The organism is Nocardioides sp. DN36 (genome assembly GCF_055380375.1).
Genome location: NZ_AP043823.1, coordinates 4,005,445 through 4,030,026 on the forward strand (window position 1 = coordinate 4,005,445; position 24,582 = coordinate 4,030,026).

Annotated in this window: 21 protein-coding genes; 14 read left to right on the forward strand and 7 right to left on the reverse strand. The window is 72.4% G+C overall.

Going from position 1 to position 24,582, the window contains the following annotated elements; translation table 11 throughout:
• The first annotated feature begins 1 nt into the window (after nt 1).
• Both ACZ43H_RS20210 and ACZ43H_RS20215 read left to right on the forward strand, forming a co-directional pair.
• A complete protein-coding gene (locus ACZ43H_RS20210) occupies nt 2-631 on the forward strand; it encodes a PadR family transcriptional regulator (RefSeq protein ID WP_464585913.1) in 630 nt (209 codons plus the stop codon).
• Complete coding sequence (locus ACZ43H_RS20215; RefSeq protein WP_464585915.1) at nt 628-1,032, forward strand: DUF1707 SHOCT-like domain-containing protein; 405 nt, start codon at nt 628-630, stop codon at nt 1,030-1,032. Before ACZ43H_RS20210 ends, ACZ43H_RS20215 begins: the two co-directional genes overlap by 4 nt.
• Here the strand turns inward: ACZ43H_RS20215 and ACZ43H_RS20220 are convergent.
• Nucleotides 1,014-1,805: a hypothetical protein gene (locus ACZ43H_RS20220; RefSeq protein ID WP_464585917.1), complete on the reverse strand. Its 792-nt coding sequence runs from the start codon at nt 1,803-1,805 to the stop codon at nt 1,014-1,016. The genes ACZ43H_RS20215 and ACZ43H_RS20220 overlap by 19 nt on opposite strands.
• Nucleotides 1,806-1,861: 56 nt before the next feature.
• Here ACZ43H_RS20220 and ACZ43H_RS20225 point away from each other — a divergent pair, with 56 nt between their 5' ends.
• From ACZ43H_RS20225 to ACZ43H_RS20240, 4 genes are all read left to right on the forward strand, one after another.
• Nucleotides 1,862-2,137, forward strand: a complete 276-nt coding sequence (locus ACZ43H_RS20225) for a DUF3311 domain-containing protein (protein ID WP_464585919.1) — start codon at nt 1,862-1,864, stop codon at nt 2,135-2,137.
• Nucleotides 2,134-3,804 (forward strand): monocarboxylate uptake permease MctP, encoded by a 1,671-nt coding sequence (gene mctP, locus ACZ43H_RS20230; protein ID WP_464585921.1) that lies wholly within the window; start codon nt 2,134-2,136, stop codon nt 3,802-3,804. The genes ACZ43H_RS20225 and mctP overlap by 4 nt, the downstream gene beginning before the upstream one ends.
• 152 nt (nt 3,805-3,956) lie before the next feature.
• Nucleotides 3,957-5,060 carry an FUSC family protein gene (locus ACZ43H_RS20235; RefSeq protein ID WP_464585923.1) on the forward strand — a complete coding sequence of 368 codons (1,104 nt, stop codon included), beginning with the start codon at nt 3,957-3,959 and terminating at the stop codon, nt 5,058-5,060.
• A gap of 2 nt (nt 5,061-5,062) precedes the next feature.
• Entirely contained in the window at nt 5,063-5,686 is a 624-nt protein-coding gene (locus ACZ43H_RS20240; RefSeq protein ID WP_464590887.1) for a hypothetical protein, read from the forward strand.
• Nucleotides 5,687-5,692: 6 nt separating this feature from the next.
• On the opposite strand, the gene ACZ43H_RS20245 is transcribed toward ACZ43H_RS20240, so the two are convergent.
• The 4 genes from ACZ43H_RS20245 to ACZ43H_RS20260 all read right to left on the reverse strand — a co-directional run bounded on the left by ACZ43H_RS20245 (nt 5,693) and on the right by ACZ43H_RS20260 (nt 8,727).
• The gene (locus ACZ43H_RS20245) at nt 5,693-6,598 is read right to left on the reverse strand and encodes a GNAT family N-acetyltransferase (RefSeq protein WP_464585925.1); all 906 of its coding nucleotides are present in this window, start codon (nt 6,596-6,598) and stop codon (nt 5,693-5,695) included.
• 84 nt (nt 6,599-6,682) lie between these two features.
• A complete protein-coding gene (locus tag ACZ43H_RS20250; protein WP_464585927.1) occupies nt 6,683-7,291 on the reverse strand; it encodes a YceI family protein in 609 nt (202 codons plus the stop codon).
• Between the two features lie 96 nt (nt 7,292-7,387).
• Nucleotides 7,388-8,560 (reverse strand): acyl-CoA dehydrogenase family protein, encoded by a 1,173-nt coding sequence (locus ACZ43H_RS20255; protein ID WP_464585928.1) that lies wholly within the window; start codon nt 8,558-8,560, stop codon nt 7,388-7,390.
• Nucleotides 8,561-8,586: 26 nt separating this feature from the next.
• The gene (locus tag ACZ43H_RS20260; protein ID WP_464585930.1) at nt 8,587-8,727 is read right to left on the reverse strand and encodes a hypothetical protein; all 141 of its coding nucleotides are present in this window, start codon (nt 8,725-8,727) and stop codon (nt 8,587-8,589) included.
• Between the two features lie 259 nt (nt 8,728-8,986).
• Between ACZ43H_RS20260 and ACZ43H_RS20265 the strand changes: the two genes are divergently transcribed.
• The 6 genes from ACZ43H_RS20265 to ACZ43H_RS20290 all read left to right on the forward strand — a co-directional run bounded on the left by ACZ43H_RS20265 (nt 8,987) and on the right by ACZ43H_RS20290 (nt 18,214).
• The gene (locus tag ACZ43H_RS20265) at nt 8,987-9,256 is read left to right on the forward strand and encodes a hypothetical protein (RefSeq protein WP_464585931.1); all 270 of its coding nucleotides are present in this window, start codon (nt 8,987-8,989) and stop codon (nt 9,254-9,256) included.
• 44 nt (nt 9,257-9,300) lie between these two features.
• Nucleotides 9,301-11,133 (forward strand): glutamine--fructose-6-phosphate transaminase (isomerizing), encoded by a 1,833-nt coding sequence (gene glmS, locus ACZ43H_RS20270; RefSeq protein WP_464585932.1) that lies wholly within the window; start codon nt 9,301-9,303, stop codon nt 11,131-11,133.
• Nucleotides 11,134-11,201: 68 nt separating this feature from the next.
• Nucleotides 11,202-13,316 carry a phosphocholine-specific phospholipase C gene (locus ACZ43H_RS20275; protein ID WP_464585934.1) on the forward strand — a complete coding sequence of 705 codons (2,115 nt, stop codon included), beginning with the start codon at nt 11,202-11,204 and terminating at the stop codon, nt 13,314-13,316.
• Between the two features lie 77 nt (nt 13,317-13,393).
• Nucleotides 13,394-15,148 (forward strand): DEAD/DEAH box helicase, encoded by a 1,755-nt coding sequence (locus ACZ43H_RS20280; RefSeq protein WP_464585935.1) that lies wholly within the window; start codon nt 13,394-13,396, stop codon nt 15,146-15,148.
• Between the two features lie 121 nt (nt 15,149-15,269).
• Complete coding sequence (locus ACZ43H_RS20285; RefSeq protein ID WP_464585937.1) at nt 15,270-16,271, forward strand: SGNH/GDSL hydrolase family protein; 1,002 nt, start codon at nt 15,270-15,272, stop codon at nt 16,269-16,271.
• A 35-nt stretch (nt 16,272-16,306) separates the two neighbouring features.
• On the forward strand, nt 16,307-18,214 hold the full coding sequence (locus ACZ43H_RS20290; protein ID WP_464585938.1) for a penicillin-binding transpeptidase domain-containing protein: 1,908 nt from the start codon (nt 16,307-16,309) through the stop codon (nt 18,212-18,214).
• Between the two features lie 66 nt (nt 18,215-18,280).
• On the opposite strand, the gene ACZ43H_RS20295 is transcribed toward ACZ43H_RS20290, so the two are convergent.
• Nucleotides 18,281-19,507 carry an IS30 family transposase gene (locus ACZ43H_RS20295; RefSeq protein ID WP_464585940.1) on the reverse strand — a complete coding sequence of 409 codons (1,227 nt, stop codon included), beginning with the start codon at nt 19,505-19,507 and terminating at the stop codon, nt 18,281-18,283.
• A 93-nt stretch (nt 19,508-19,600) separates the two neighbouring features.
• The gene (locus ACZ43H_RS20300) at nt 19,601-21,700 is read right to left on the reverse strand and encodes an elongation factor G-like protein EF-G2 (protein WP_464585941.1); all 2,100 of its coding nucleotides are present in this window, start codon (nt 21,698-21,700) and stop codon (nt 19,601-19,603) included.
• 356 nt (nt 21,701-22,056) lie between these two features.
• Between ACZ43H_RS20300 and ACZ43H_RS20305 the strand changes: the two genes are divergently transcribed.
• Nucleotides 22,057-23,514 carry an NAD-dependent succinate-semialdehyde dehydrogenase gene (locus ACZ43H_RS20305; RefSeq protein ID WP_464585943.1) on the forward strand — a complete coding sequence of 486 codons (1,458 nt, stop codon included), beginning with the start codon at nt 22,057-22,059 and terminating at the stop codon, nt 23,512-23,514.
• A gap of 39 nt (nt 23,515-23,553) precedes the next feature.
• Nucleotides 23,554-24,534 (forward strand): DUF2332 domain-containing protein, encoded by a 981-nt coding sequence (locus ACZ43H_RS20310; protein WP_464585944.1) that lies wholly within the window; start codon nt 23,554-23,556, stop codon nt 24,532-24,534.
• Nucleotides 24,535-24,582: the final 48 nt, after the last annotated feature.

Consider the following 24,582-nt stretch of genomic DNA (forward strand, 5'->3'; position numbering starts at 1 on the left):
CATGGGCAGTAGGGGTGCGTGGGGCGGAGGCCCGTGGGGCGCGGCGTCGTGGGGTGGGCCGTGGTCCGGCGGGCCGTTCGGGACCCGGGGCCGGCCCGGGCCACCGCCGTGGTTGGCCGGACTGTTCGGCACGCCGCAGCCGGAGCAGCGCGGGCCGAAGGTCCGGCGCGGTGACGTGCGGGCGGCGATCCTCGACGTGTTGCGCCAGGACGCGATGAACGGCTACCAGGTCATGCAGCAGATCGCCGAACGCTCCGGCGGCGCCTGGAAGCCCAGCCCGGGCTCGGTCTACCCGACGATCCAGCAGCTCGAGGACGAGGGGCTGATCGAGGGCATCGACGGCTCGGGCCAGCGCAAGCTCAAGCCGACCACGGCCGGCTGGCACTACATCGAGGAGCACCGTGAGGAGCTCGCGGAGGTGTGGGCGCCGTTCGAGTCGCCCGCCCGGGACGAGGAGCACGGCGTCGGCTTCGCCGACCTCAAGCCCGAGATCGGACAGGTCATGTCGGCGGTCTGGCAGATCGTCACCCAGGGCTCCGAGCGCCAGCGGCGCGACGCCGTCGAGATCCTCGTCGACACCCGGCGCCGCCTCTACGGCGTGCTCGCCGACGGTGACGAGGAGTCGTCATGAGCGACCAGCACCTCCGGCTCAGCGACGCCGAGCGAGAGCTCGCCGCCACGGAGCTCGGTGAGCACTTCGTGCAGGGCCGGCTGACTCCGGAGGAGCACGGCGAGCGCCTCGACCGGGTCTGGGCCGCGCGCACCCGGGGCGAGCTGCTGCCGGTCTTCGCCGACCTGCCGAGCAGGTACGCCGCCGCGCCGCCGGCCTATCCGCCGCGCCCCGCGCAGGGAGCCTGGTCGGCTCGACCGGCGCCCCGACGCCGGGGTGTCCCCACGCCGGTCTACGTGGTGCTGGCGATCCTGCTCGTCATGACCGTCGTGACCCACCTGCCCCTCATCATCCTCGGGCTCGTGGCGTGGATGCTGTTCTCCCAGAAGTTCCGCAGGGGCGGCTACCCGCGTCGCCGGTAGCGCTCGAGCAGCTCGTCGGTCCAGGCGAAGCAGCCGGCGGACAGGTCGGCGAGGTCGGCCGTGCCCGGCAGCAGCGCGTCCACCCGGGTGGCCACGTCCGCCGGCAGGCCGGTGTGCAGGTAGCGAAGCCCGAAGTCGTAGCGCCACGGGCAGTGCTCGGCCCGCAGCAGCAGCACCAGCGGGGACAGGGCGAAGCGCTGGTAGAGCGCGTGCGCCTCGGGCAGCTGGCCGCGTCGCACCGCCCGGTTCACCAGCCACTCCGCAGTGGCCCGGCGCTGCCGGATCTGGTCGACGTTCTCGGCGATCCCGGCGCGCAGGGCCGCCTCGTCGTCGTGGCGCAGCTCCACCAGGCCGTCCGGGTCGTGCACGACGATCGGGGTGCCGTGCCGGCGTACGTCGACGAAGCGGTGCGCGTCGGCCAGGTCGGAGACGTGGAGGTCGACGATCCGGGTCGGCTCCGTCAGCGACCCGGCTCGGTCCTGGTGGTTCACGAAGCACTGCCGTCCGTCCGGCCAGGTCGACCTCGGCAGCTCCCAGACGTGGTCGACGTCGAAGTCCTCGTGGATCCGCGCCAGCAGCCGGTCGTACACCGCGTCGGCCTCGCCGGGGGTGCACAGCAGCTCGACGTCGAGGTCCGACCAGTCGTCGTACCCGCCCGTCGCCGCGGACCCGCCCACCCACGCGACCCGGACGTCGGGGTCCGTATCACCCTGGCGGGCCAGCCAGGCCAGCCAGTCGTCGTAGCGGGACAGGTCGGTGACGCGAGAATCCATGGTGGCTATGGTCACACCCGGTCCCACAGTGGGTACCACCTACTCGGAGGTGTGTCATGACCGACGTTTCCCGCCGCCCTGAGGGCGGATCGTCACGAGGGCTCTGGATCCTCGTCCTGGTGCTGCTGGCACCCGCGGTGGTGGTGCCGCTGCTCGTCCCGCTCTACGACTCCACGGACCCGGCGTTGGGCGGGTTCCCGTTCTACTTCTGGGCCCAGCTGGCGATGATCCCGGGTGCCGTCGCGCTCACCGTCCTCGCCTACTACCTCACGAAGACCGCCGAACGACGTGACCGGGCGGCGCGCGCCGCAGACCGGGGGCCGCAGCGATGAGCGGCGTCAGCACCATCACGTTCAGCGTGTTCCTGTTCTTCTTCCTGCTGGTCACGGTCCTCGGCTTCGCCGCCGCCCGTTGGCGCCGGGCCGAGAAATTGGACAACCTCGACGAGTGGGGCCTCGGCGGCCGCGGCTTCGGCACGTTCATCGCCTGGTTCCTCATCGGCGGTGACCTCTACACGGCGTACACCTTCGTCGCGGTGCCCGCGCTCCTCTACGCCGGCAGCGCCATCGGCTTCTTCGCCGTGCCGTACACGATCGTGGTCTACCCGCTGATCTTCCTGTTCCTGCCGCGGCTCTGGTCGGTCTCGCACCGGCACGGCTACGTGACCCCGGCCGACTTCGTGCAGGGGAGGTACGACAGCCGCCCGCTGGCGACCGCGGTGGCACTGACGGGCATCCTCGCGACGATGCCCTACATCGCGCTGCAGCTGGTGGGCATGCAGGTCTGCCTGGAGGTCATGGGCATCGGCACCGGCAGCGACAACTGGTTCGTCAAGGACCTGCCGCTCTTCATCGCGTTCGTGGTGCTCGCGGCCTACACCTACTCCTCGGGGCTGCGGGCGCCCGCGCTGATCGCGTTCGTCAAGGACGCGCTGATCTACGTCGTCATCATCGTCGCCGTGCTCTACCTGCCCTCGCAGCTCGGCGGCTGGGGCAGCATCTTCGGCAGCGTGTCCGACTCGTTCGCCAGCTTCAACAGCTCGAACGCCGACGCGATCGCCGCCGGCCAGGCCGCCCCGAAGAGCGTGATCCCGGCACCGCTGCTGCACTGGGCCTACGCCTCGTTGGCCCTCGGCTCGGCCCTGGCGCTGTTCATGTACCCCCACTCGGTGACCGCGGTGCTGTCGACCCGGGAGCGCTCGGTGATCCGACGCAACGCGGCCCTGCTGCCGGCGTACTCCTTCCTGCTCGGGCTGCTCGCGCTGCTCGGCTTCGTGGCGATCGCCGCCGGGGTCAAGGTGACCAACCCGCAGCAGGCGGTGCCGCAGCTGTTCGAGAACGAGTTCCCCGACTGGTTCGCCGGTGTCGCGTTCGCGGCGATCGTGATCGGCGCCCTCGTGCCGGCGGCGATCATGTCGATCGCGGCCGCGAACCTGTGGACCCGCAACATCTACAAGGCGTTCATCAACCGGAACGCCACCCCGTCGGAGGAGGCGACCCAGAGCAAGCTGGCGTCGCTGCTGGTCAAGTTCGGTGCGCTGGCGTTCGTGCTGTTCGTGTCGACGACCTACGCCCTGGACCTGCAGCTGCTCGGCGGCGTCTGGATCCTGCAGACGTTCCCCGCCATCGTGGTCGGGCTCTACACCCGGTTCTTCCACCGCACGGCTCTGTTCGTCGGCTGGGCGGTCGGCATGGTCTACGGCACGTGGACGGCCTACAACAACCCGAAGGTCGGGGACCCCGGCAGCCACTTCGGCAGCCCGCTCGACCCGTTCCTGAGCGTGCCCTGGTCGGACTGGCTGCCCTTCGACACGCTGATGTACATCGGGTTCACCGCGCTGCTGCTCAACCTCGTGGTCAGCGTCGGCCTCTCGTTCGGGCTGCGTGCGATGGGCATCGACGAGGGCGTCGACCAGACCAGGCCGGAGGACTACCACGCCGACCTCGGCGACGAGGGCGTCGAGGAGGAGCTGGACCCCGGGACCCCGGCCCACGCCTGACCCCGCCTCGTGCGGCCCACGGTGCGCCCTGGCGCACTGTGGGCCGCACGACTCCTTCCGGGGGCATGCGGGACCGGCGCGGTGGGCACGGGAGGCCGGGAGCAAGTGACCGGCGGGGGTGTCGGTGCGTCGTACGACGCGAGGGAGGTGCCATGTCCTTGAGCGGACCGCGCCCTGAGGGAGCGCGTGGCAGGCTGAGTGACCCGGTCTTCTGGACCGACGTCCTCCAGATCGTGAAGACCGTGGTGGCCGGGGTGATCGCCTGGCTGATCGCCACCGAGTGGCTGGAGCTGCCGCAGTCGTTCCTGGCGCCGTGGTCGGCGCTGCTGGTGGTGCACGCGACGGTCTACCGGACCTTCTCGCAGGGAGCCCGGCAGGTCGGCGCCGCGGTCGCGGGCGTGCTGCTGGCCTGGGCGGTCGGCAACGTCGTGGGCCTCGACCCGCTCGCGGTCGGCGTGGTGCTGCTCCTCGGGCTGTCCGTGGGTGCGCACCGGATCTTCGAGGGCCAGGGCACGACGGTCGCCGCGACCGCGCTGGTCGTGCTGACCACGGGCTTCTCGACCAACGACCACATGCTCGTCTCGCGGCTGCTCGACACCGCGATCGGCATCGTCGTGGGACTGGCGGTCACCGCCGTGGTGTGGCCGCCGCTGCGACGGCACACCGCCGCGGTCGCCCTCGAGGCGCTGGACGACAAGATCGGTGAGCTGCTCATCGAGATGGGCGACGACCTCGAGTCCGGGGTCGCGCGCACCGACGTCGAGGGCTGGGACAAGCGGGCCCGCGAGCTCGACGACGAGCTCGACCGGGCGTGGGCGCTGGTGCGGCAGGCCAAGGAGAGCGCCCGGCTGAACCCGCGCCGCCAGGCCGTGCCCATGCGCGACCCCAAGCAGTGGTTCTCGATGCTCGAGCGGCTCGAGCAGGCGCTGGCCGACACCCGCAGCATGGCGCGCACCCAGTCCCACTCGCTGCACGACGAGGAGCAGTGGCAGCCGGAGTTCCGCGACGCGCTGGTCGAGACGCTGCGGACGGGTGGCCGGGCGATCATCGACTCCGACCGGGAGACGCTGCGGCGCTGCCGCGAGTACCTCGACGAGATCGTGGAGCTGGTCGGCGTCGAGAGCCCGATCTCCCCGCTCTGGCCGGTCTACGGTGGCCTGATCATCAACCTGCGCAACATCTTCGACGCGCTCGACGAGGTGGCCGGGTCCGGCCCGATCAGCCGCCGCCCGGTCGAGCTCAGGCTGCGCCGTTGAGGGTGCGCGAGCGGTTCCGGGGCGCCATCGCCGGCGTGGGCAGCACGAGCGGGGTTCGGGTGGTCGTCGGGCGGTGGGACGACACGCCCCTCGGCCCGTTCGCAGACGTGATGGTGGAGACCGGGGCAGGGCACCGGGTGCTGATCGCGCCCCGCGCCGAGGTGGCGGACTTCGTGCAGGCCACCTACGTCTTCGACGAGACCCGGATCGAGCCCGTCACCGTGGCCGACACCATGTCCGACAGGGGGACCGGCTGGCGGGTGAGCGCCCCGTCGCTGGCGCTCGAGCTCGGCGTCGGGCGGCGTACGCCCCTGGGCCTGCTGCTGCGTGCGGTGCCGGGCGGGCTCGCGGAGAGCCCCGCCTGGTGCGCCCTGACCGACCCCGTCGCGCGCGTCGCCCTGCGCGGCGTCCGCACCCGCGGCACCGCCGGCAACGACCGGCGCGAGTGGTACGGCGCGACCGACACCCGGGCCGTGACCGCGGCGAGGGGCAGCTTCGACGGCGTCGACCTCGGCGAGCTCGCGCCGGTGGACCCGCCGTGCCGGTTCGGCTTCTCCTCGACCCCGCGCCGTCCCTCGGTCACCCGGGTCGTGACCACCGTCGAGTCGGCGCCGGTCTCCCGCTGACCCGGCTCAGAGGCGGATGGCGCGGTTGACCCAGTTCGACGTGACGACCATCCCGACCTTCTCGTAGAGGGAGAGGGCGCCGGTGCGGGAGTCGGTGGACAGCTCGGAGACGGTGGCCCCGTGCTCGGCACCGGCGGCGAAGGCGTCGACGAGCAGCGCCTGGGCCAGGCCCCGGCCGCGCTGCTCGCTGCGGGTGGCGAGGCGGGCGATGAAGGCGGTCGGCAGGTGCACCTGCAGGACCGCCACCGCCGCGACGTCGCCGGCAGGGTCGGTGACCACGCGCAGGTGCCACGGCTCGAAGCCGGGGCGCAGGGTGGTCCACGCGCGCCACTCGTCGAAGGTCTGGCGCTCACGCTCGGACCACTCGAGGAACGCGTCCTCCTGCACGGTCCAGCACTGCTCGTACAGGTCCGGCGTGGCGGCCCCGACGGCGTACCCCTCCGGCAGGTCGCGGGGCGGGACCGTCGTGCCGGCGGGCAGCTGGAGCACCCAGCTGTTCCAGCGCACGTGGTAGCCGAGCGCCTCCAGCAGTCGGTCGCCGGCCGAGCCGACGGGCACCGGCATCCCGATCAGGCCGGCGCCCTTCTCCCGTGCCTTCTCCTGCATCCAGCGGGCCAGGGCGGTGCCGAGCCCCCGGCCCCGGTGGTCGGGGTGCACCGCGGCGTCCCCGCGGTCGCCCTGCGACACCTCGGCGTACGCCACGAGCGTGTCGCCGTCGAAGACCCCGACCGTGCTGTCGGCCACGTCGTAACCGGGGCGCTGCCAGTCGGCCACGATGTCGGCCTCCTCGATGACCACCTCGCCGACGTCGACGAGCTCCTGCGCGGCCATGACCGCGGTCACCGCAGCGGCGTCGGAGAGGACGAGCGGACGCTCGGAGAGGCCGGCGGGGAGATCGAGTGCGGCGGGCATGGAGACGATTGGAGCAGGAAATGGCCGACGGGGCCGCCGAATTTCCTCGGCGGCCCCGTCCGGACCGTGTGAAGCAGGGGTGCGTCAGGCGCTCTGGATCGCCGAGACGTCGAACTCGAGCTTGATCTTCTCGGAGACGAGCACGCCGCCGGTCTCGAGCGCGGCGTTCCAGGTCAGGCCCCAGTCCTTGCGGTTGATCGAGGTCGCGCCCTCGAAGCCGACGCGCAGGTTGCCGAACGGGTCGCGGGCCGAGCCGGTGGACTCGAACTCGATGGTGACCGGCTTGGCGACGCCCTTCATGGTCAGGTCGCCGGTGATGGTCCAGTCGTCGCCGTCTCGCTCGACCTTGGTCGAGACGAAGGTGATGGTCGGGTTGGCCTCGACGTCGAAGAAGTCGCCGGAGCGGAGGTGGCCGTCGCGGTCGGCGACACCGGTGTCGATGCTGGCGGTCTGGATGGTCAGCTCGACCTTGGAGGCGGCCGGGTTCGCGGTGTCGATGTGGGCGGTGCCGGCGAAGTCGGTGAACTGGCCGCGCACGGTGGTGACCATCGCGTGGCGGGCGCTGAAGCCGAGGCGGCTGTGGGTCGGGTCGATCGTGTAGTCGCCGGTGATGTCCTCGACGACGGTGGTCGGGGCGTCGAAGACGGGCTCGGCGACGGCGGTGCTGGTCTTGCTGCGGTTGAAGAAGTTCATGGTCTGCTCCTGGCGGTCGGTTTGTTCAAACTTCAACCACCTTAACCGGACCCCGGTCCGTTTCATTCCCACCCCGAAGTGGTCTGGACCACTGGGTCAGCGGAAGGCGGACTCGCCGGTGAGGGCCTGGCCGATGACCAGCTGGTGGACCTCGGAGGTGCCCTCGTAGGTCAGCACCGACTCGAGGTTGTTCGCGTGCCTCATCAGGGGGTACTCCAGCGTGATCCCGGCGGCCCCCAGGACGGTGCGGCACTCGCGCGCGATGGCGATCGCCTCGCGGGTGCTGTTCAGCTTGCCGACGCTGATCGCCGGGGCGAGCAGCCGCCCCTCGTCCTTGAGCCGGCCGAGGTGCAGCGCGAGGAGCATGCCCTTGCCCAGCTCGACCGCCATGTCGGCGAGCTTGGCCTGCGTCAGCTGGTAGGAGGCCAGCTGCCGGTCGAAGATCTCGCGCTCGCGGGCGTAGGCGATGGTGGTCTCGAGGCAGTCCCGGGCCGCGCCGAGCGCGCCGAAGATGATGCCGAACCGGGCCTCGGTCAGGCAGGACAGCGGGCCGGAGAGCCCTCGCGCCCCGGGGAGCATCGCCGACTCCGGGAGGCGCACGTCGTCGAGCGCGAGCTCGGCGGTCACCGAGGCGCGCAGCGACATCTTGTGCTTGATCTCGGTGGCGGAGAAGCCGGGGGTGTCGGTGGGCACGACGAAGCCGCGGATCCCGTCGTCGGTGCGCGCCCAGACGACCGCGACGTCGGCGACGGAGCCGTTGGTGATCCACATCTTGTTGCCGGTCAGCACCCAGTCGCTGCCGTCGCGGACGGCGCGGGTGCGCATGCCGCCGGGGTTGGAGCCGAAGTCCGGCTCGGTCAGGCCGAAGCAGCCGATGGCCTCGCCGGTCGCCATCCGCGGCAGCCACTGCTCCTTCTGCTCGTCCGACCCGTGCTTCCAGATCGCGAACATCGCCAGCGACCCCTGCACGGACACGACCGAGCGGAGGCCGGAGTCGCCGGCCTCGAGCTCCAGGCAGGCCAGGCCGTACGCCGTGGCGCTGGTGCCGGCGCAGCCGTAGCCCTCGAGGTGCATGCCGAGCAGCCCGAGCTTGCCGAACTCCAGGGCGAGGTCCCGCACCGGCACGTCACCGCGCTCGTACCAACCGGCGATCTCGGGTCGGAGCCGCTCCTCGACGAAGCTGCGCACCGTGTCGCGGATCGCGCGGTCCTCCTCCCCGATCAGGGAGTCGGTGTCGAGCAGGGCCAGGGGAGCGAGCGGGGCGGTCATGCCCCCATCATGACCGGCTCAGCGGATCAGGCGGCGTGCGTCTGCGTCGGGGTCTGGGCGGGGGTGGCGGACACCGACACCCAGCGGGCCTCGAGGTGCGCCCGGCCACGCTCGTCGACCACCCGCACCCAGGTCTGGACGAGGCCATCGGTCATCTGCGTGTTCATCTCGGGACACCTTTCGTTCACCTTCTGTTCACCTAGCGTAGCGCACCCCCACCCGGGGGGTCGAAAAACCGCCGAAGTCGCCCCAGTCCCTCCACTCGGGGCCCGGGACAGCCCCAGAACGACGGAGTGCGCTCCCCGCCGGGAGGGGAGTGACGGGTGGGACGAACGACGGCCGTGACTTGCGGCGCCGAAAGGACCGTTCCTGCCCGATTTCGGGCAGGAAGTTGCCGTGATGGGCCGCGTGGCCCACGATCTCGGTGTGCCCACCGTCCCGGACCCCGCCCTGGTCGACCGCATCGCCGCCAGCACGGGGCTGAGCGGAGCCGAGGCGGCCCGCGTCGTCGAGGACGTGGTGGCGTACTTCGCGGAGCCGGTGGAGGCCTACGTGCGCCGCCGGCACGCCCACCTGCAGACCTACGGCGCGAAGAACCCCGAGATCTTCGCGCTGATCGCCGAGGAGCTCGCCGCCCGCGTGGTGGCCGCTCCGGAGCTCAGCGAGCGGCAGCTGCGCCGCATCGTCTACGGCTGATCTCGGACGGCCCGACCCAACGACCACCACGAGGGAGACACAGAATGTGCGGAATCGTCGGCTACATCGGCAGCCAGCAGGCCGCCCCACTGCTGCTCGAGGGCCTGACCCGGCTCGAGCACCGGGGCTACGACTCGGCGGGCGTCGCGGTGCTCGGCACCTCGGGAGGCACCTCGACCGTCCGCGTCGCGAAGAAGGCCGGCCGGGTGCGGGACCTGACCGAGGAGCTGCCGAAGCGGTTCGGCGGCAAGGTCGGCATCGGGCACACCCGCTGGGCGACCCACGGGCCCGCGAACGACGTGAACGCCCACCCGCACACCGACGCCAAGGGTGACGTGGCGGTGGTCCACAACGGGATCATCGACAACGCCGCCGCGCTGCGCCAGCAGCTCGCCGACGACGGGGTGGACCTGGTCTCGGACACCGACACCGAGGTGCTCGCGCACCTGGTGGCCCGCTCCGACGCCGACACCCTCGAGGGCAAGGTGCGCGACGCGCTGGCCGCCATCCACGGGACCTACGGCGTCGCGGTGATGCACGCGGACTTCCCCGACCGCCTGGTCGTCGCCCGCAACGGCAGCCCGCTGATCATCGGCGTCGGCGAGAAGGAGATGCACGTCGCCTCCGACCTCGCCGCGCTGGTCCGCTACACGACGACCGTGGCGCACCTCGACGACGGCGAGCTCGCCACGCTCACGGCGACCGGGTTCACGACGTACCGCCAGGACCTCTCCACCACCGGCAAGACCGCGACCAAGGTCGACATCGACCCGGCCTCGTACGACGCCGGCGACCACGACTCCTTCATGCACAAGGAGATGCTCGAGCAGCCCGCCGCCGCCGAGCGGGTGCTGCGCGGCCGCCTCGACGAGCGCTTCGGCACCGCGCACCTCGGCGGGCTCAACATGGATCCACGTGAAACCAGGGCGATCCGCCGGGTGAAGATCCTCGGCTGCGGCTCGGCGTACTACGTGGGCCAGATGGGTGCCTCGCTGATCGAGGAGCTGGCCCGGATCCCCGCGGACGCCGAGGCGGCCAGCGAGTTCCGCTACCGCGACCCGGTCATCGAGCCGGACACGCTCTACGTCGCGGTCAGCCAGTCCGGCGAGACCATCGACACCCTGCTCGCGGTCCAGGAGATCCGCCGCAAGGGTGGCCGCGTGGTCGGCCTGGTCAACGTGGTCGGCAGCGCCATCGCCCGCGAGTGCGACGGCGGCATCTACCTGCACGCCGGCCCCGAGGTGGCCGTCGCGTCCACCAAGGCGCTGACCAACATGTTCCTCGGCTTCGCGCTGCTGGCCCTGCAGCTGGGCCGGGTGCGCGACCTCTCCATCGCCGACGGCAAGCGGCTGATCGCCGGCCTCGCCCGGCTCCCGGAGCAGATCGCCCAGGTCCTCGAGCGCGAGGACGAGCTGGCCGAGGTGGCCCGGCAGCTGGCCGAGGCCGAGAGCCTCTTCTTCGTCGGCCGGGTCCGCGGCTTCCCGGTCGCCCGCGAGGGGGCGCAGAAGTTCAAGGAGATCTCCTACCGGCACGCCGAGGCCTACCAGACCTCCGAGCTCAAGCACGGGCCGCTGGCGCTGATCTCGCCGGAGGTGCCCACCGTCGCGGTGGTGCCGGCCGACGAGCTCACCGATCGCAACGTGGGCGCCCTGCACGAGATCGCCGCCCGCCGCGGCCCGCTGGTGGTCCTGACCCACGAGGACGTGGACCTCGGGGAGGTGCCGGCGCTGCGGATCGACGTACCCCGCAACGAGCGCGAGCTGGACCCGATCCTGCTCACCGTCCCGCTCCAGGTGCTCGCCTACCACGCGGCGCGCCACCTCGGCCACGACATCGACAAGCCGCGCAACCTGGCCAAGTCCGTCACGGTCGAGTAGCCGAGGTCGTCACCTGCCCGACGCGGCGCGTTCAGCGTCGCGTCGGGCAGCGCTGCTGGCATGACCCCATGACGAACACCTCGGGCGGCCCCACACGACGACAGATCCTCAAGACCGGCGGCGCAGCGGCCGGCCTCGCGGCGGCGGGGTCGCTGCTGCCGCCCTCCGTCCACCGCGCGATGGCCGCGCCGATGCGGCCCGGCGGCCTCGCCGCGGTCGAGCACGTGGTCCTGCTGATGCAGGAGAACCGGTCGTTCGACCACTACTACGGGACGCTGCGCGGCGTCCGTGGGTACGCCGACCGCAACCCGCTGCGGCGCCGCGGGGGCGGGTCGGTGATGCGACAACCGGACGGCGCCGGCGGCGAGGTACTGCCCTTCTCGGTGCGCCAGGCCGCCCTGGACTCGGGGCGCCCGGCCAGCGACATCCAGTACCTCGGCGCCCTCGCGCACGGCTTCACCGACGCCACCCAGGCCTGGGCCGACGGCTGGTACGACGGCTGGGTCCCGGCCAAGACCGCGGCCACCATGACCTACTACGACCGCAGCGACATCCCGCTCCAGCACGAGCTCGCCGAGACCTTCACGACCCTCGACGCCTACCACTGCTCGGTCTTCGGGTCGACCAACCCCAACCGCAACTACTTCTGGACGGGGACCACCGGCTACGAGCCGGACGGGGTCCGCCGCGCGGTCACGAACGCGGCGTACGACTATGCGCACCCCGGCTACGACTGGACGACGTACCCCGAGCGGTTGGAGCAGGCCGGGGTGAGCTGGCAGATCTACCAGGAGTGGGACAACTTCACCGACAACGCGGTCGAGTACTTCACGACCTTCAAGCGGATCGGCACCAAGATGCTGGCCCACGTCGACGGCGGCTTCCGCACCACCGAGGAGCTCTACGACTCGCTGCACGACCGGTCGCCCGCGGAGCAGGACGCGCTGCTGGCCCAGCTCGAGCAGGGACGGGCCGCGCTCACCCCGGCGGAGCGGTCGCTGTTCGACCGGGGGATGTACCGCAGCCGGCCCGGAACCCTGCTGGACCGGCTGCGCGACGACATCGCCGCCGGCACGCTGCCGCAGGTCACCTGGCTGGTCCCGGCCGCCGCCCTCTCCGAGCACCCGGGGGCGTCCACCCCGGTGGGCAGCGCCAACCTGGTCCACGACCTGCTGGACGTGCTCGCCTCCGACCTCGACACCTGGTCGACCACCGCGCTGCTGCTCAACTTCGACGAGAACGACGGCTTCTTCGACCACGTGCCGCCGCCGGTCGCGCCCCGGCCGACCTCGGGCGACGGCGACGACTGGTACGACGGGCAGCCGATCGGGCTGGGGCCCCGGGTCCCGATGACGATCGTCTCGCCGTGGACGATCGGGGGCCACGTCGACTCCTCGGTGGCCGACCACACCTCGACGCTGCGCCTGCTGGAGCGCTGGACCGGGGTGGCCGAGCCCAACATCTCCCCGTGGCGGCGGCGGGTCTGCTCGGACCTCGTCGGCGCCTTCGACTTCGAGCGGCCCGGCACGCCCCCGACGCTGAGCCAGCCCGACGCGGTGCCGGCGCCGATCACGCGCTGGCACCCGGCGCCGCCGGCCGACCAGCAGCTGCCGGAGCAGGAGCCCGGCCGCCGGTCGGCCCGGCCGCTCGCCTACCAGCCGGCGGTGTCGGCCACGTTCGACCGCGGCACGCTGCGGCTCGAGCTCGCCAACACCGGCGAGTCGACCGCGTCGTTCGCCGTCTACCCGTTCCGCGGCGACCTCACCCGGCCGACCTTCGTCCCGGTGGACGGCCGGTCCTCCCAGTCGCTCACCGCGCTCCTGCCCGGGGGCGGCTGGGACCTGCTGGTGCAGGGGCCGAACCGGTTCTGGTGCGAGATCGCGGGCTCGGTGACCGGCGCCGCCGCGCGGGTCGACGTACGCCCCACGTTCGTCCGGCGGCGAGCCACCCTCGGCCTGCTCCTGGTCAACGACGGGCCTCGTGCGGTGACCCTGCGGCTGCGTCCGCGGGCCCACGAGGGTCGCGACAGGACGGTCGTGCTGCCTGCCGGGGGCCGGCGGGCGCTGGCCTGGCCCACCGACCGTGGCTGGTACGACGTGGAGGTGACGGCCCGCGAGGACGCGGCGTTCCGCCGGCGGCTGACCGGCCGGGTCGAGACCGACCGGACCACCGTCACCGCCTGAGCGGGGGTGCCGGCGTGAGCAGCGTCTCCGCGACGTCGAGTCGTGACGAGGCGTCCGGAACCACTACCGTGGTGGGAATGACCACAGACGAGAACGAGTTCGCCGCCGAGGTGACCCCCGCCTTCGCCGAGCTCGGCCTCGCCGACGGGGTGCTGGACGCCCTGCGCGACGTGGGCTACGAGACCCCCTCGCCGATCCAGGCCGAGACGATCCCGCACCTGCTGCAGGGTCGCGACGTCGTCGGCCTCGCGCAGACGGGCACCGGCAAGACCGCGGCGTTCGCCCTGCCGATCCTGTCCCGCCTCGACCTGTCGCAGAAGACGCCGCAGGCGCTGGTGCTCGCACCGACCCGCGAGCTCGCCCTGCAGGTCTGCGAGGCGTTCGAGCGGTACGCCGCCCACCTGCGCGGCGTGAAGGTGCTGCCGGTCTACGGCGGCCAGGGGTACGGCGTGCAGCTGTCCGCGCTGCGCCGCGGCGTGCACGTCGTCGTCGGCACGCCGGGGCGGATCATGGACCACCTCGACAAGGGCACGCTCGACCTGTCCGAGCTGCGCTTCCTGGTCCTCGACGAGGCCGACGAGATGCTCAACATGGGCTTCGCCGAGGACGTCGAGACGATCCTCGCCGACACCCCCGACGACAAGAACGTCGCGCTGTTCTCGGCCACCATGCCGCGTCAGATCCGGTCGCTGTCGCAGAAGTACCTCACCGACCCGGTCGAGATCACCGTCAAGAACAAGACGGCCACGGCGTCGAACATCACCCAGCGCTACCTGACGGTGTCCTACCCGCAGAAGGTGGACGCCCTCACCCGCATCCTCGAGGTCGAGAACTTCGAGGGGATGATCGTCTTCGTCCGCACCAAGAACGAGACCGAGATGCTCGCCGAGAAGCTGCGGGCGCGCGGCTTCTCCGCGGCCGCCATCAACGGCGACGTCCCGCAGAACGTCCGCGAGCGCACGGTCAACCAGCTCAAGTCGGCCAAGCTCGACATCCTCGTCGCCACCGACGTCGCCGCCCGTGGCCTCGACGTCGAGCGGATCAGCCACGTCGTCAACTACGACATCCCCACCGACACCGAGTCCTACGTGCACCGCATCGGCCGCACCGGCCGCGCGGGCCGCAGCGGCGACGCGATCTCGTTCGTGACGCCGCGCGAGCGCTACCTGCTCAAGCACATCGAGAAGGCGACCCGTCAGCCGCTGACCCAGATGCAGCTGCCGTCGGTCGAGGACGTCAACGAGACCCGGCTGGCCCGGTTCGACGACGCGATCACCGAGGCGCTGGACCAGGCGTCCCGGATCGAGAAGTTCCGCGACATCATCAAGCACTACGTCAACGAGCACGACGTGCCCGAGGTCGACGTGGCGGCCGCCCTCGCGGTGGTCGCGCAGGGTGACACCCCGCTGCTGCTCGACCCGCGCGACGAGGTGCGCCCGCCCAAGGAGCGCCCGGAGCGTGGCGACCGGCCCGAGCGCGGCCCGCGCCCGGAGCGCCGGGGGCGCCAGAGCGACGTCCCGATGGCGACGTACCGGATCGCGGTCGGCAAGCGCCACAAGGTGGAGCCCCGCCAGATCGTGGGCGCCATCGCCAACGAGGGCGGCCTGTCGCGCAGCGACTTCGGGCACATCCAGATCCGTCCCGACTTCTCGCTCGTCGAGCTCCCCGCCGAGCTGCCGAGCTCGGCGTGGGACGCCCTGCAGAGCACCCGCATCTCCGGCAAGCTCATCGAGCTGCGCCGCGACGAGGGTGCGCCGCGCGGGCGTCCGGACCGCGGTGGCCCGGACCGGGGCGGCGCGGAGCGGCGCAAGCCGCGGCACAAGGCGCGCTGACCCTCGAGCGCTGAGCCTCTGGCGCTGACCTCTGGCGCTGACCTCTAGCGGGGCGGGGGCACCGAGTGCTTGAGTGAGCCAGGCCACATCGGGTGGCCGCTCACCCTCTCGGGAGGTCCTCGTGCGCATCCACCCGCGCCCGGTCGCGCTCGCCGTCCTCGGCGTCGTCCTGACCCTGCTGGCCCCCACGGCTCCCGCGCAGGCCGCGGCACCGTCGTACGTCGCCCTCGGTGACTCCTACTCCTCCGGGGTCGGGACGCGCAGCTACCTCGCCGACGGGACGTCGTGCCAGCGCTCGGCGTACGCCTATCCGAGCCTGGTCGCGGCCGCCCGTGGCTACGCGCTCAACTTCCGGGCCTGCTCCGGAGCGACGATCCCGGACGTCACCACCAGCCAGCTCGGAGCGCTGGGCCCGGCCACGAGCTACGTGACCATCTCGGTGGGCGGCAACGACGCGGGGTTCGCCGACGTGCTCACCGAGTGCGCGCTGCCCGGCTGGATGAGCAGCTGCAACGCCGCGATCGACGGTGCGCAGGCCTACATCAGCACCAAGCTGCCGGCGGCGCTGTCCACCCTGTACTCCGCCATCCGCAGCCGGGCCAGCAACGCCCGGGTGGTGGTCGTGGGCTACCCGCGGGTCTTCATGGGCGAGGACTGCAACGCCGCCACCTGGTTCTCCCCGGCCGAGGAGACCCGGCTCAACGCCACCGCCGACCTGCTCAACAGCAAGCTCGCCAGCGCGGCCGCGGCCCGCGGCTTCGGCTTCGCCAACCCGACCGGCCGGTTCACCGGGCACGCGGTGTGCGACAGCACCGAGTGGATCAACGGGCTGTCGAACCCGATCACCGAGAGCTACCACCCCAACCGTGCCGGGCACTCCTCCGGCTACTCCCCGCTGGTCAGCCCGCTGCTGACCGGAGCGAGCCTCACCGTCACGCCCGCGGTCGTGCGGGCCGCCGTCGCGTCCACCGACCGGCTGACCCAGCAGCAGCGGGCCTACGCCGACCAGGACGCGGCCATCTCGCCGGAGCGCTTCGTCGCTCCGGACCTGACCACGCCGCAGGCCCGGCGGGCAGCGCGCGCAGCCGGCGTCGACCTGGACCGCTGGCTGGCCAGGCACTGACGCCCGTCTGGCCGGGGGCTGGTAGAACCGGGGGCATGGGGGCTCGACAGACCAACGCCGGCCGCTGGACGGCCGGACTCGCCACGACCGCCCTGCTCGGGCTGCTCGCGACCGGGTGCGACTCGGTGACCAAGGCGACCGGGCCGGACCCCGACGAGGCGGCCGACACGCTCGCCGGTGCACTGGCGTCCGGGTCGTTCGGTGACGTGGCGTTCACCCAGCAGACGCCCACCGAGGTGACCGACGACTACGAGGCCACCGTCGAGGGGATGGGCGACGTGGACCCCGTCGTCTCCGCGGGTCCGGTGAAGGAGTCCGGCGACTCCGCGACGGCGCCGCTCGCGTGGACGTGGCCGGTCGGCGGCGACGAGTGGAGCTACACCACCGAGGCGCGGATGACCAAGGTCGACGACGAGTGGCAGGTCGCTTGGGACCGATCCGTCGTCGAGCCCAGCCTGGTCGACGGGGTCACGCTCGCGGCGACGCCGATCGAGGCGAAGCGCGGCCGCATCACCGGCGCCGGGGGCAGCGTGCTGGTCACCGACCGGCCGGTCGTCCGCTTCGGGATCGACAAGTCCCAGGTGCCGGCCCGCAAGGCCGTCGACTCGGCGCGACGGCTTGCCGCGATGGTCGACATCGACGCGGCGGCGTACGCCAAGCGGGTCGAGGCCGCCGGGGCGAAGGCCTACGTGGAGGCGATCGTCTACCGCAAGGGTGGGGTGCCGGACGCGGTGGGCGACTACGAGAGCATCCCCGGCGTCCTCGCGCTCGGCGACCGCATCCCGCTGGCGCCGACCAAGGAGTTCGCCGCCCCCATCCTCGGCAGCGTCGGCGAGGTGACCGCCGAGATGGTCAAGGACGACCCCGGGAAGTACCGGCCCGGCGACCAGGCGGGGGTGTCCGGGCTGCAGGCGAGGTACGACGACCAGCTGCGCGGCACCCCGGGCGTGGTGGTGAACGCCGTCGGCTCCGACGGCAAGGAGCGGGAGCTCTACCGGGCCGACGCCACCCGTGGCTCGACGCTGGCGCTGACCCTCGACGAGCGACTCGAGACCGCCGCCGAGCGCGCGCTCGCGGGCGTCGGGCCGGCGAGCGCCCTGGTCGCGATCAGGCCGTCGACGGGCGACATCCTGGCGGCCGCCAACGGCCCGGGGAACGACGGCTACAACATGGCGACCTACGGGCAGCTCGCGCCGGGCTCGACGTTCAAGAGCGTCAGCACGCTGGCGCTGCTGCGGGCCGGGCTGCGCCCGGACACGATCGTGCCGTGCACGACGACGATCACGGTCGACGGCAAGTCCTTCAAGAACTACTCCGACTACCCGGCCGGCGGGATCGGCCGGATCCCGCTGCGCACCGCGCTCGCGAACTCGTGCAACACCGCGTTCATCGCCGAGGCCGACAGGCTGGGTGGCCAGGACCTCGGCGACGCCGCCGCCTCGCTGGGCCTCGGGGTCGACCACGACCTCGGCTTCCCGGCGTACTTCGGCAGCGTCGAGCAGCCGGCCGCCTCCGACACCGAGGCCGCCGCGGACATGATCGGGCAGGGCAAGGTGCTGGCCTCGCCGATGGCCATGGCGACGGTGATCGCGTCGGTGCAGACCGGCTCGCTGGTGGTGCCGCGGCTGGTGAAGTCGGTCGAGGTGTCGCCGCCGGACGGGGTCGCGCCGGTGACGAGGGCCGAGGCGGCGTCGCTGCGCTCGATGCTGCGGGGCGTGGTCACCTCCGGGAGCGGCAGCCTGCTCGCCGACGTGCCCGGCCCGCCGGTGATCGCCAAGACCGGCACCGCGGAGTTCGAGAAGGACGGCAAGGTCCTCACCCACGCGTGGATGATCGCGGCGCAGGGCGACCTCGCCGTGGCCGTCTTCGTGGACGAGGGCGAGTCGGGCTCCGGCACCGCCGGTCCGATCCTGGAGGAGTTCCTGCGCTCGGCGCAGGGGTGAGCCCATGTCGGAGTCACCGGTTACCCGGTGACTCCTGACGTTCTCAGCCGTTGCACCGGGGTGATTTCAACCGGTGAGTGCGACACCACCTGGTTTGTTGGGGTCTGAGAGTAGCCGGTCGAGCGCTTCGGCCGGGGTGGCCCAGCTCAAGGTCTCGCGGGGACGGCCATTGAGCTCGGCGGCGACGGTGTCGAGGTAGCCGGGCCCCCAGAAGGACAGGTCGGTGCCCTTGGGGAAGTACTGGCGCAGGAGCCCGTTGGTGTTCTCGTTGGAGCCGCGCTGCCAGGGTGAGTGGGGGTCGCAGAAGTAGATATCCAGGCCGGTCGCGAGGGCGATCCGGGCGTGGCTGGCCATCTCCTTGCCCTGGTCCCAGGTCAGCGAGCGGCGCAGCTGGTCGGGCAGTGTGAGCATCTTCGCGATCATGGCCTCGGCGACGACCTCGGCGTCCCAGCCGGTCGGCAGGTGCAGCAGCATCGCGAACCGGGTCGTTCGTTCCACCAGGGTGCCGATCGCGGAGGCGTTGTCCTTGCCCATGATCAGGTCCCCCTCCCAGTGGCCGGGCACCGCCCGGTCGGCGACCTCGGGGGGTCGTTCGCTGATCATCACCATGCCCGGGAATCGGGGCGCCCGTCGCTGCTGTCCCTCGCGGTGGCGTTGCGGCTTGCGCAGCGTCCGGCCGGTGCGCAGGTGCTTGGCCAGCTCGCGCCTCAGCCCGCCCCGGGACTGCACGTAGAGCGCCTGGTAGATCGTCTCGTGCGACACCCACATCTCCGGATCGTCGGGAAGGTCCACCCGCAGCCGCCGGGCGATCTGCCGGGGACTGTGGTTGCGGGCCAACCGGTCTTGAACCTCACGCCGCAACCGCAGGTTGGTCGCCAGCTTGGCCGGCTTGGGGCGCTGGGCCCGCTCGTCGGCCCGGGCCTGGGCAACACTGGCACGGTATCGGGCCGACGGCGTACGTCCACGGTTCAGCTCGCGGTAGACCGTGGAGCGGTCGAACCCGATCTCCTCCGCGATCTGGGCGGGCGTCAGCCCGGCGGCACCCAAGTGGGCGATCTCTTCCCGATCTGACATCGACAATCGCCGACCCTGCGGGGCGGGCGACCTCGCCGGTGAGCCGTAGGACCGGGCATTGGCTGGGATCACCCCGCCACGCTGGCTGAACCACAGATCCGCCGAGGCCCGCGACACGCCCGCGGCCACGGCCGCGTCGTACCGCCCCAGCCCGGCCGCGATCCCGAGCCAGAACCGACGACGAACCTCTCGTGGGAACGGCGGGCGACCACCGGCCATGTGCGACACCTCCTCAGGTGTCGCACTCACCGCTAGACATCAAGCGGCTGAGAAGTGCAGGAATCGCCGGTGGACCGGTGACTCCTGCAGCCGCTACCTCTCCCGCGGCGGCAGCTTCGCGGCGACGTCGTCCGGCATCGGCTCGTAGTGCGCGAAGGTCCGGGTGAACGTGCCGGATCCGTGGCTGGCCGAGCGCAGGTCGACGGCGTACCGCACCAGCTCGGTCTGCGGGACGTCGGCCACGATGCTGGTGCGGTCCTCGCCGACCTTGTCGGTGCCCAGCACCCGCGCGCGGCGTGTGGAGAGGTCGCTCATCACCCCGCCGACCAGGTCGTCGGGGACCACGACGGTGACGCTGTCGTACGGCTCGAGCATCACGATCGACGTGGACGCGGCCGCCTCGCGCAGGGCCAGCGCGCCCGCGGTCTGGAAGGCCATGTCGGAGGAGTCGACGCTGTGGGACTTGCCGTCGGTGAGCGTCACCCGCAGGTCGACCACCGGGTAGCCGAGCCGGACACCGCGCTCCATCTGGGCGCGCACGCCCTTCTCGACGCTGGGGATGAACTGGCGGGGTACGGCGCCGCCGACCACCTTGTCCACGAACTCGAACCCGGAGCCCTCCGGCAGCGGCTCCACCTCGATGTCGCAGACCGCGAACTGTCCGTGCCCGCCGGACTGCTTCACGTGCCGCCCGTGCCCCTTGGCCGACCCCCCGAACGTCTCCCGCAGCGAGACCGTGAACGGCACCTGGTCGACGTGCACCCCGAAGCGGGAGGTGAGCCGCTCGAGCAGGACTTCGGCGTGGGCCTCGCCGAGGCACCAGAGCACCAGCTGGTGGGTCTCGGCGTTGTTCTCGATGCGCAGCGACGGGTCCTCGGCGCCCAGCCGCCCGAGCGCCTGCGACAGCTTGTCCTCGTCAGCCTTGCTGTGGGCCACCACCGCGATCGGCAGCAGCGGCTCAGGCATCGACCACGGACGGAGCACCCGCGGGTCGTCCACCGACGAGAGCGTGTCCCCGGTCTCGGCCCGGGTGAGCCGCCCGACCGCGCACAGGTCGCCGGCGATGATCCGCGACGCCGGCACCTGGCTCCGTCCGAACGGGTGCGCCAGCGCGCCCACCCGCTCGTCCTCGTCGTGGTCGTCGTGACCGGAGGACGCCCCGAAGAACGACGTGAAGTGGCCCGAGACGTGCACGGCCTGGTCGGGCGCGAGGGTGCCGGAGAAGACGCGGACCAGGCTCAGCCGGCCGACGTACGGGTCGCTGGTCGTCTTCACGATCTCGGCCACCAGTGGGCCGCCCGGGTCGCAGTCGATCGCCGGGGCGGCCTTCCCCGCCGGGGTGAACACCTCGGGCGCCGGGTGCTCGGCCGGGGAGGGGAAGGCGCGGGTGGCCAGGTCGAGGAGCTCGGTGCAGCCGACGCCGGTCATCGAGCAGACCGGCACCACCGGGAAGAACGTCGCCCGCGCCACCGCGCGCTCGAGGTCGGCGGTCAGCACCTGCTCGTCGATCTCCTCGCCGCCGACGTAGCGGTCCATCAGGGTCTCGTCCTCGGACTCCTCGATGACGCCCTCGATCAGCTCCCCGCGCAGCTCCTCGGGGCCGCCGCCGTCCGGGGCGAGCAGCCCGGCGAGGCCGACCACCCGCTCGCCCTCCCGGCGCGGCACGTACAGCGGCACGACCCGCTCGCCGAAGGCCTCCTGGGCCTGCCGCAGGACGCCCTCGTAGTCGGCACGGGCCTGGTCCAGCTTGGTCACCACCACCGCGCGGGGCATCGCGACGGCGGCGCACTCGCGCCACAGCGCGCGGGTGGCCTCGTCGACGCCCTCGTTCGCCGCGACCACGAACAGCGCGCAGTCGGCGGCCCGCAGCCCGGCCCGGAGCTCACCGACGAAGTCGGCGTACCCGGGGGTGTCGACGAGGTTCACCTTCACCCCGTCGTGCACGAGCGGGGCCACCGCGAGGGAGATCGAGCGGCCGTGGGCGTGCTCGGAGTCCTCGAAGTCGCACACGGTGCTGCCGTCGCGCACCGACCCTGCCCGGGTGATGGCACCGGAGGTGGCGAGCAGCGTCTCGACCAGGGTGGTCTTGCCGGAGCCTCCGGGCCCCACCAGCACCACGTTGCGGATCCGGTCCGGGCTGCTCGCCTCGAGATCGTGGCCGGCCGCTCTGCGCGAGCTCCCCTTGTCCGCCATGTCGCCACCTCGGTTCCGGGCCGCTCGGCCCCTCGGCATGTCCGACTCCGAGGCAACTACTCCCGGCGCCGCTGCGCAAGGGTCCAGTGGCGTCCCGCGTCGTACGGCGGTCCGGTCGGCGGCCGGCGCGCGGGGGACCGACCTGAGGGTGCGGGCCCCCGCGCGCGGCTGTGGCCCGGCCGACGACAGGGGACGAGCGACGGCAGAGCGGGAGAACCCCTCGCTGCATGGGGTCAGCAAGGGGTTCGTGCCGACGCGCAGGTGCTCCCTCCGAGGTCGACGGTCCAAGATTCCCACGGGATCCCGTGCCCTGTCTGCGGTTTTGCGGAAGGTCGCGACGTGCAAGGCTCTCTGTCATGAACGGACTCGATCTCCTCGGCCCCGACCAGCGGGGCCTCTTCATCGGTGGCACCTGGCGCGAGGCGGAGGACGGCGCGCGGTTCGACGTGATCGACCCGGCGGACGGGTCGGTGATCACGGACGTGGCCGACGGCTCGGTCCCCGACGCGGTCGAGGCGCTCGACGCCGCGGTCGCCGCCCAGGCCGACTGGGCCGCCACCCCGCCCCGCGAGCGCGGGGAGATCCTGCGCCGCGCCTTCGAGATGATCACCGCGCGCGCCGACGACTTCGGACACCTGATGAGCCTCGAGATGGGCAAGACCGTCAAGGAGGCCAAGGGCGAGGTGGCCTACGGCGCCGAGTTCTTCCGGTGGTACGCCGAGGAGGCCGTCCGCATCCACGGCCGCTGGATGCAGGCGCCCGCCGGCGGCAGCCGGCTGCTGACGATCAAGAAGCCGGTCGGCCCGTGCCTGTTCATCACGCCGTGGAACTTCCCGCTGGCGATGGGCACCCGCAAGATCGGTCCGGCGGTCGCCGCCGGCTGCACGATGGTGGTCAAGCCCGCCGCCCAGACGCCGCTGACGATGCTCGCCCTCGCGGCGGTGCTCGCCGAGGCGGGCCTGCCCGACGGGGTGCTCAACGTCGTGACCACCCGGCACACCAAGGAGTTCAGCGAGACGCTGCAGGCAGACGACCGGCTGCGCAAGGTCAGCTTCACCGGGTCCACCGGGGTGGGCCGGCTGCTGGTCAAGCAGTCCGCCGACCAGCTGCAGCGGGTCAGCATGGAGCTCGGCGGGAACGCGCCGTTCCTGGTGTTCGAGGACGCCGACGTCGACGCGGCGGTCGAGGGCGCGATGGTCGCCAAGATGCGCAACATGGGCGAGGCCTGCACCGCCGCCAACCGGTTCCTGGTGCACGAGGACGTGGCCGGGGAGTTCGCCGGCAAGCTGGCCGAGCGGATGGGCGCGATGACCGTGGGCCGCGGCCAGGACGAGGGTGTCGACGTGGGCCCGCTCATCGACGAGAAGGCCGTCGAGACCGTGAGCCAGCTGGTCACCGACGCCGTCCACGACGGCGCCAAGGTGGTCGTCGGCGGCGAGGCGCCCGACGGGCCGGGCTACTTCTACCCGCCGACCGTGCTGCTCGACGTGCCGGCCGACTCGGCGATCAACGCCGAGGAGATCTTCGGCCCGGTCGCGCCGATCACGACGTTCCGCACCGAGGAGGACGCGGTCCGGCAGGCCAACAGCACCGAGTACGGCCTGTCGTCCTACGTCTACACCCGCGACCTGTCCCGCACGATCCGGCTCGCGGAGGCCCTCGAGTTCGGGATGGTCGGCGTGAACACCGGCCTCGTCTCCAACCCGGCGGCGCCGTTCGGCGGGGTCAAGGCGAGCGGATTCGGTCGCGAGGGCGGTTTCGAGGGGATCGAGGAGTACCTCGAGACGACATACGTCGCGCTGCCGGTCACCTGAGCCACCCCGCCGCCGGCCGCCATCGGTCATGATCGGCCGGTGGACCCGTGGACCGACGTCGCCGCGCAGTACGCCGACTTCGCGGACGCCGCGACCGACTCGCCCTGCTTCGAGGAGTGGGCGCGGTCGGTCGTGGCGGACCCCGAGCTGCTGGCCTGGATCGGCTCGCTGCCGGGCATCAAGCAGCAGCCCAACCTGGTGTTCGCTTCGGCCCGGTGGCACGGCGTACTCGCTCCGGGGCCGTACGCCGCCCTGCGCGCGGCGCTGCTCGAGGACGACGGGGCCGTCCGGGCCACGATCCTGGCGCGGTCGACGCAGACCAACGAGGCCGGGCGGCTGGCGACGCTGGCGCCCGCCTTCGCCCGCGTCGCCGGCGGTGAGCCGCTCGCGCTGCTCGAGGTCGGTGCGAGCGCCGGGCTGTGCCTCTACCCCGACCGGCACAGGTACGCGTGGCAGACCGACGACGGCACCGTCACCGCCGGCTCCGGCCCGACCCTGGGCTGCCGAGTCACCGGGCCGGCGCCGCTGCCCCGGGAGCTGCCGACCGTGGCGTGGCGCGGCGGCGTCGACCTCAACCCGCTCGACGTCACCGACGCCGACGCGATGGCGTGGCTGACGACCCTGGTCTGGCCCGAGCACGAGGACCGTCGGTCGCGGCTCGAGGAGGCGATCGCGGTGGCCCGGGCCGATCCGCCCCGGATCGTGCGGGGCGACCTGCTCGAGGAGCTGCCCGGCCTCGTCGACGAGGCGGGCCGGCACGGCCGGGTCGTCGTCTTCCACAGCGCGGTCATCGCCTACCTCGAAGAGGACGACCGGGAGCGGTTCGCGGCGCTGATGGCGGACCTGGTCGGCGCGGGCCGCTGCCACTGGGTCAGCAACGAGGGCAAGCGGGTGCTGCCCGGCGTGACCGCCACCGGACCCGAGGTCCCGGCCGACCTGCCGACCTTCGTGCTGGGTGTCGACGGGCGGGCGGTCGCGTGGACCCACGGGCACGGGCGCTCGATGACCTGGCTGGGCTGAATCACTTGTAACGCTCCGTTAGGGACTCTGGGACCCCGTTGTAGCGGC

Coding starts and splice junctions, on each gene's coding strand:
- ACZ43H_RS20250 (WP_464585927.1), bottom strand. CDS start 7,291: ATGAACTTCTTCAACCGCAGCAAGACCAGCACCGCCGTCGCCGAGCCC.
- ACZ43H_RS20290 (WP_464585938.1), top strand. CDS start 16,307: ATGGGGGCTCGACAGACCAACGCCGGCCGCTGGACGGCCGGACTCGCC.
- ACZ43H_RS20235 (WP_464585923.1), top strand. CDS start 3,957: ATGTCCTTGAGCGGACCGCGCCCTGAGGGAGCGCGTGGCAGGCTGAGT.
- ACZ43H_RS20300 (WP_464585941.1), bottom strand. CDS start 21,700: ATGGCGGACAAGGGGAGCTCGCGCAGAGCGGCCGGCCACGATCTCGAG.
- ACZ43H_RS20280 (WP_464585935.1), top strand. CDS start 13,394: ATGACCACAGACGAGAACGAGTTCGCCGCCGAGGTGACCCCCGCCTTC.
- glmS (WP_464585932.1), top strand. CDS start 9,301: ATGTGCGGAATCGTCGGCTACATCGGCAGCCAGCAGGCCGCCCCACTG.
- ACZ43H_RS20255 (WP_464585928.1), bottom strand. CDS start 8,560: ATGACCGCCCCGCTCGCTCCCCTGGCCCTGCTCGACACCGACTCCCTG.
- ACZ43H_RS20210 (WP_464585913.1), top strand. CDS start 2: ATGGGCAGTAGGGGTGCGTGGGGCGGAGGCCCGTGGGGCGCGGCGTCG.
- ACZ43H_RS20215 (WP_464585915.1), top strand. CDS start 628: ATGAGCGACCAGCACCTCCGGCTCAGCGACGCCGAGCGAGAGCTCGCC.
- ACZ43H_RS20260 (WP_464585930.1), bottom strand. CDS start 8,727: ATGAACACGCAGATGACCGATGGCCTCGTCCAGACCTGGGTGCGGGTG.
- mctP (WP_464585921.1), top strand. CDS start 2,134: ATGAGCGGCGTCAGCACCATCACGTTCAGCGTGTTCCTGTTCTTCTTC.
- ACZ43H_RS20275 (WP_464585934.1), top strand. CDS start 11,202: ATGACGAACACCTCGGGCGGCCCCACACGACGACAGATCCTCAAGACC.
- ACZ43H_RS20295 (WP_464585940.1), bottom strand. CDS start 19,507: ATGGCCGGTGGTCGCCCGCCGTTCCCACGAGAGGTTCGTCGTCGGTTC.
- ACZ43H_RS20245 (WP_464585925.1), bottom strand. CDS start 6,598: ATGCCCGCCGCACTCGATCTCCCCGCCGGCCTCTCCGAGCGTCCGCTC.
- ACZ43H_RS20220 (WP_464585917.1), bottom strand. CDS start 1,805: ATGGATTCTCGCGTCACCGACCTGTCCCGCTACGACGACTGGCTGGCC.
- ACZ43H_RS20225 (WP_464585919.1), top strand. CDS start 1,862: ATGACCGACGTTTCCCGCCGCCCTGAGGGCGGATCGTCACGAGGGCTC.
- ACZ43H_RS20305 (WP_464585943.1), top strand. CDS start 22,057: ATGAACGGACTCGATCTCCTCGGCCCCGACCAGCGGGGCCTCTTCATC.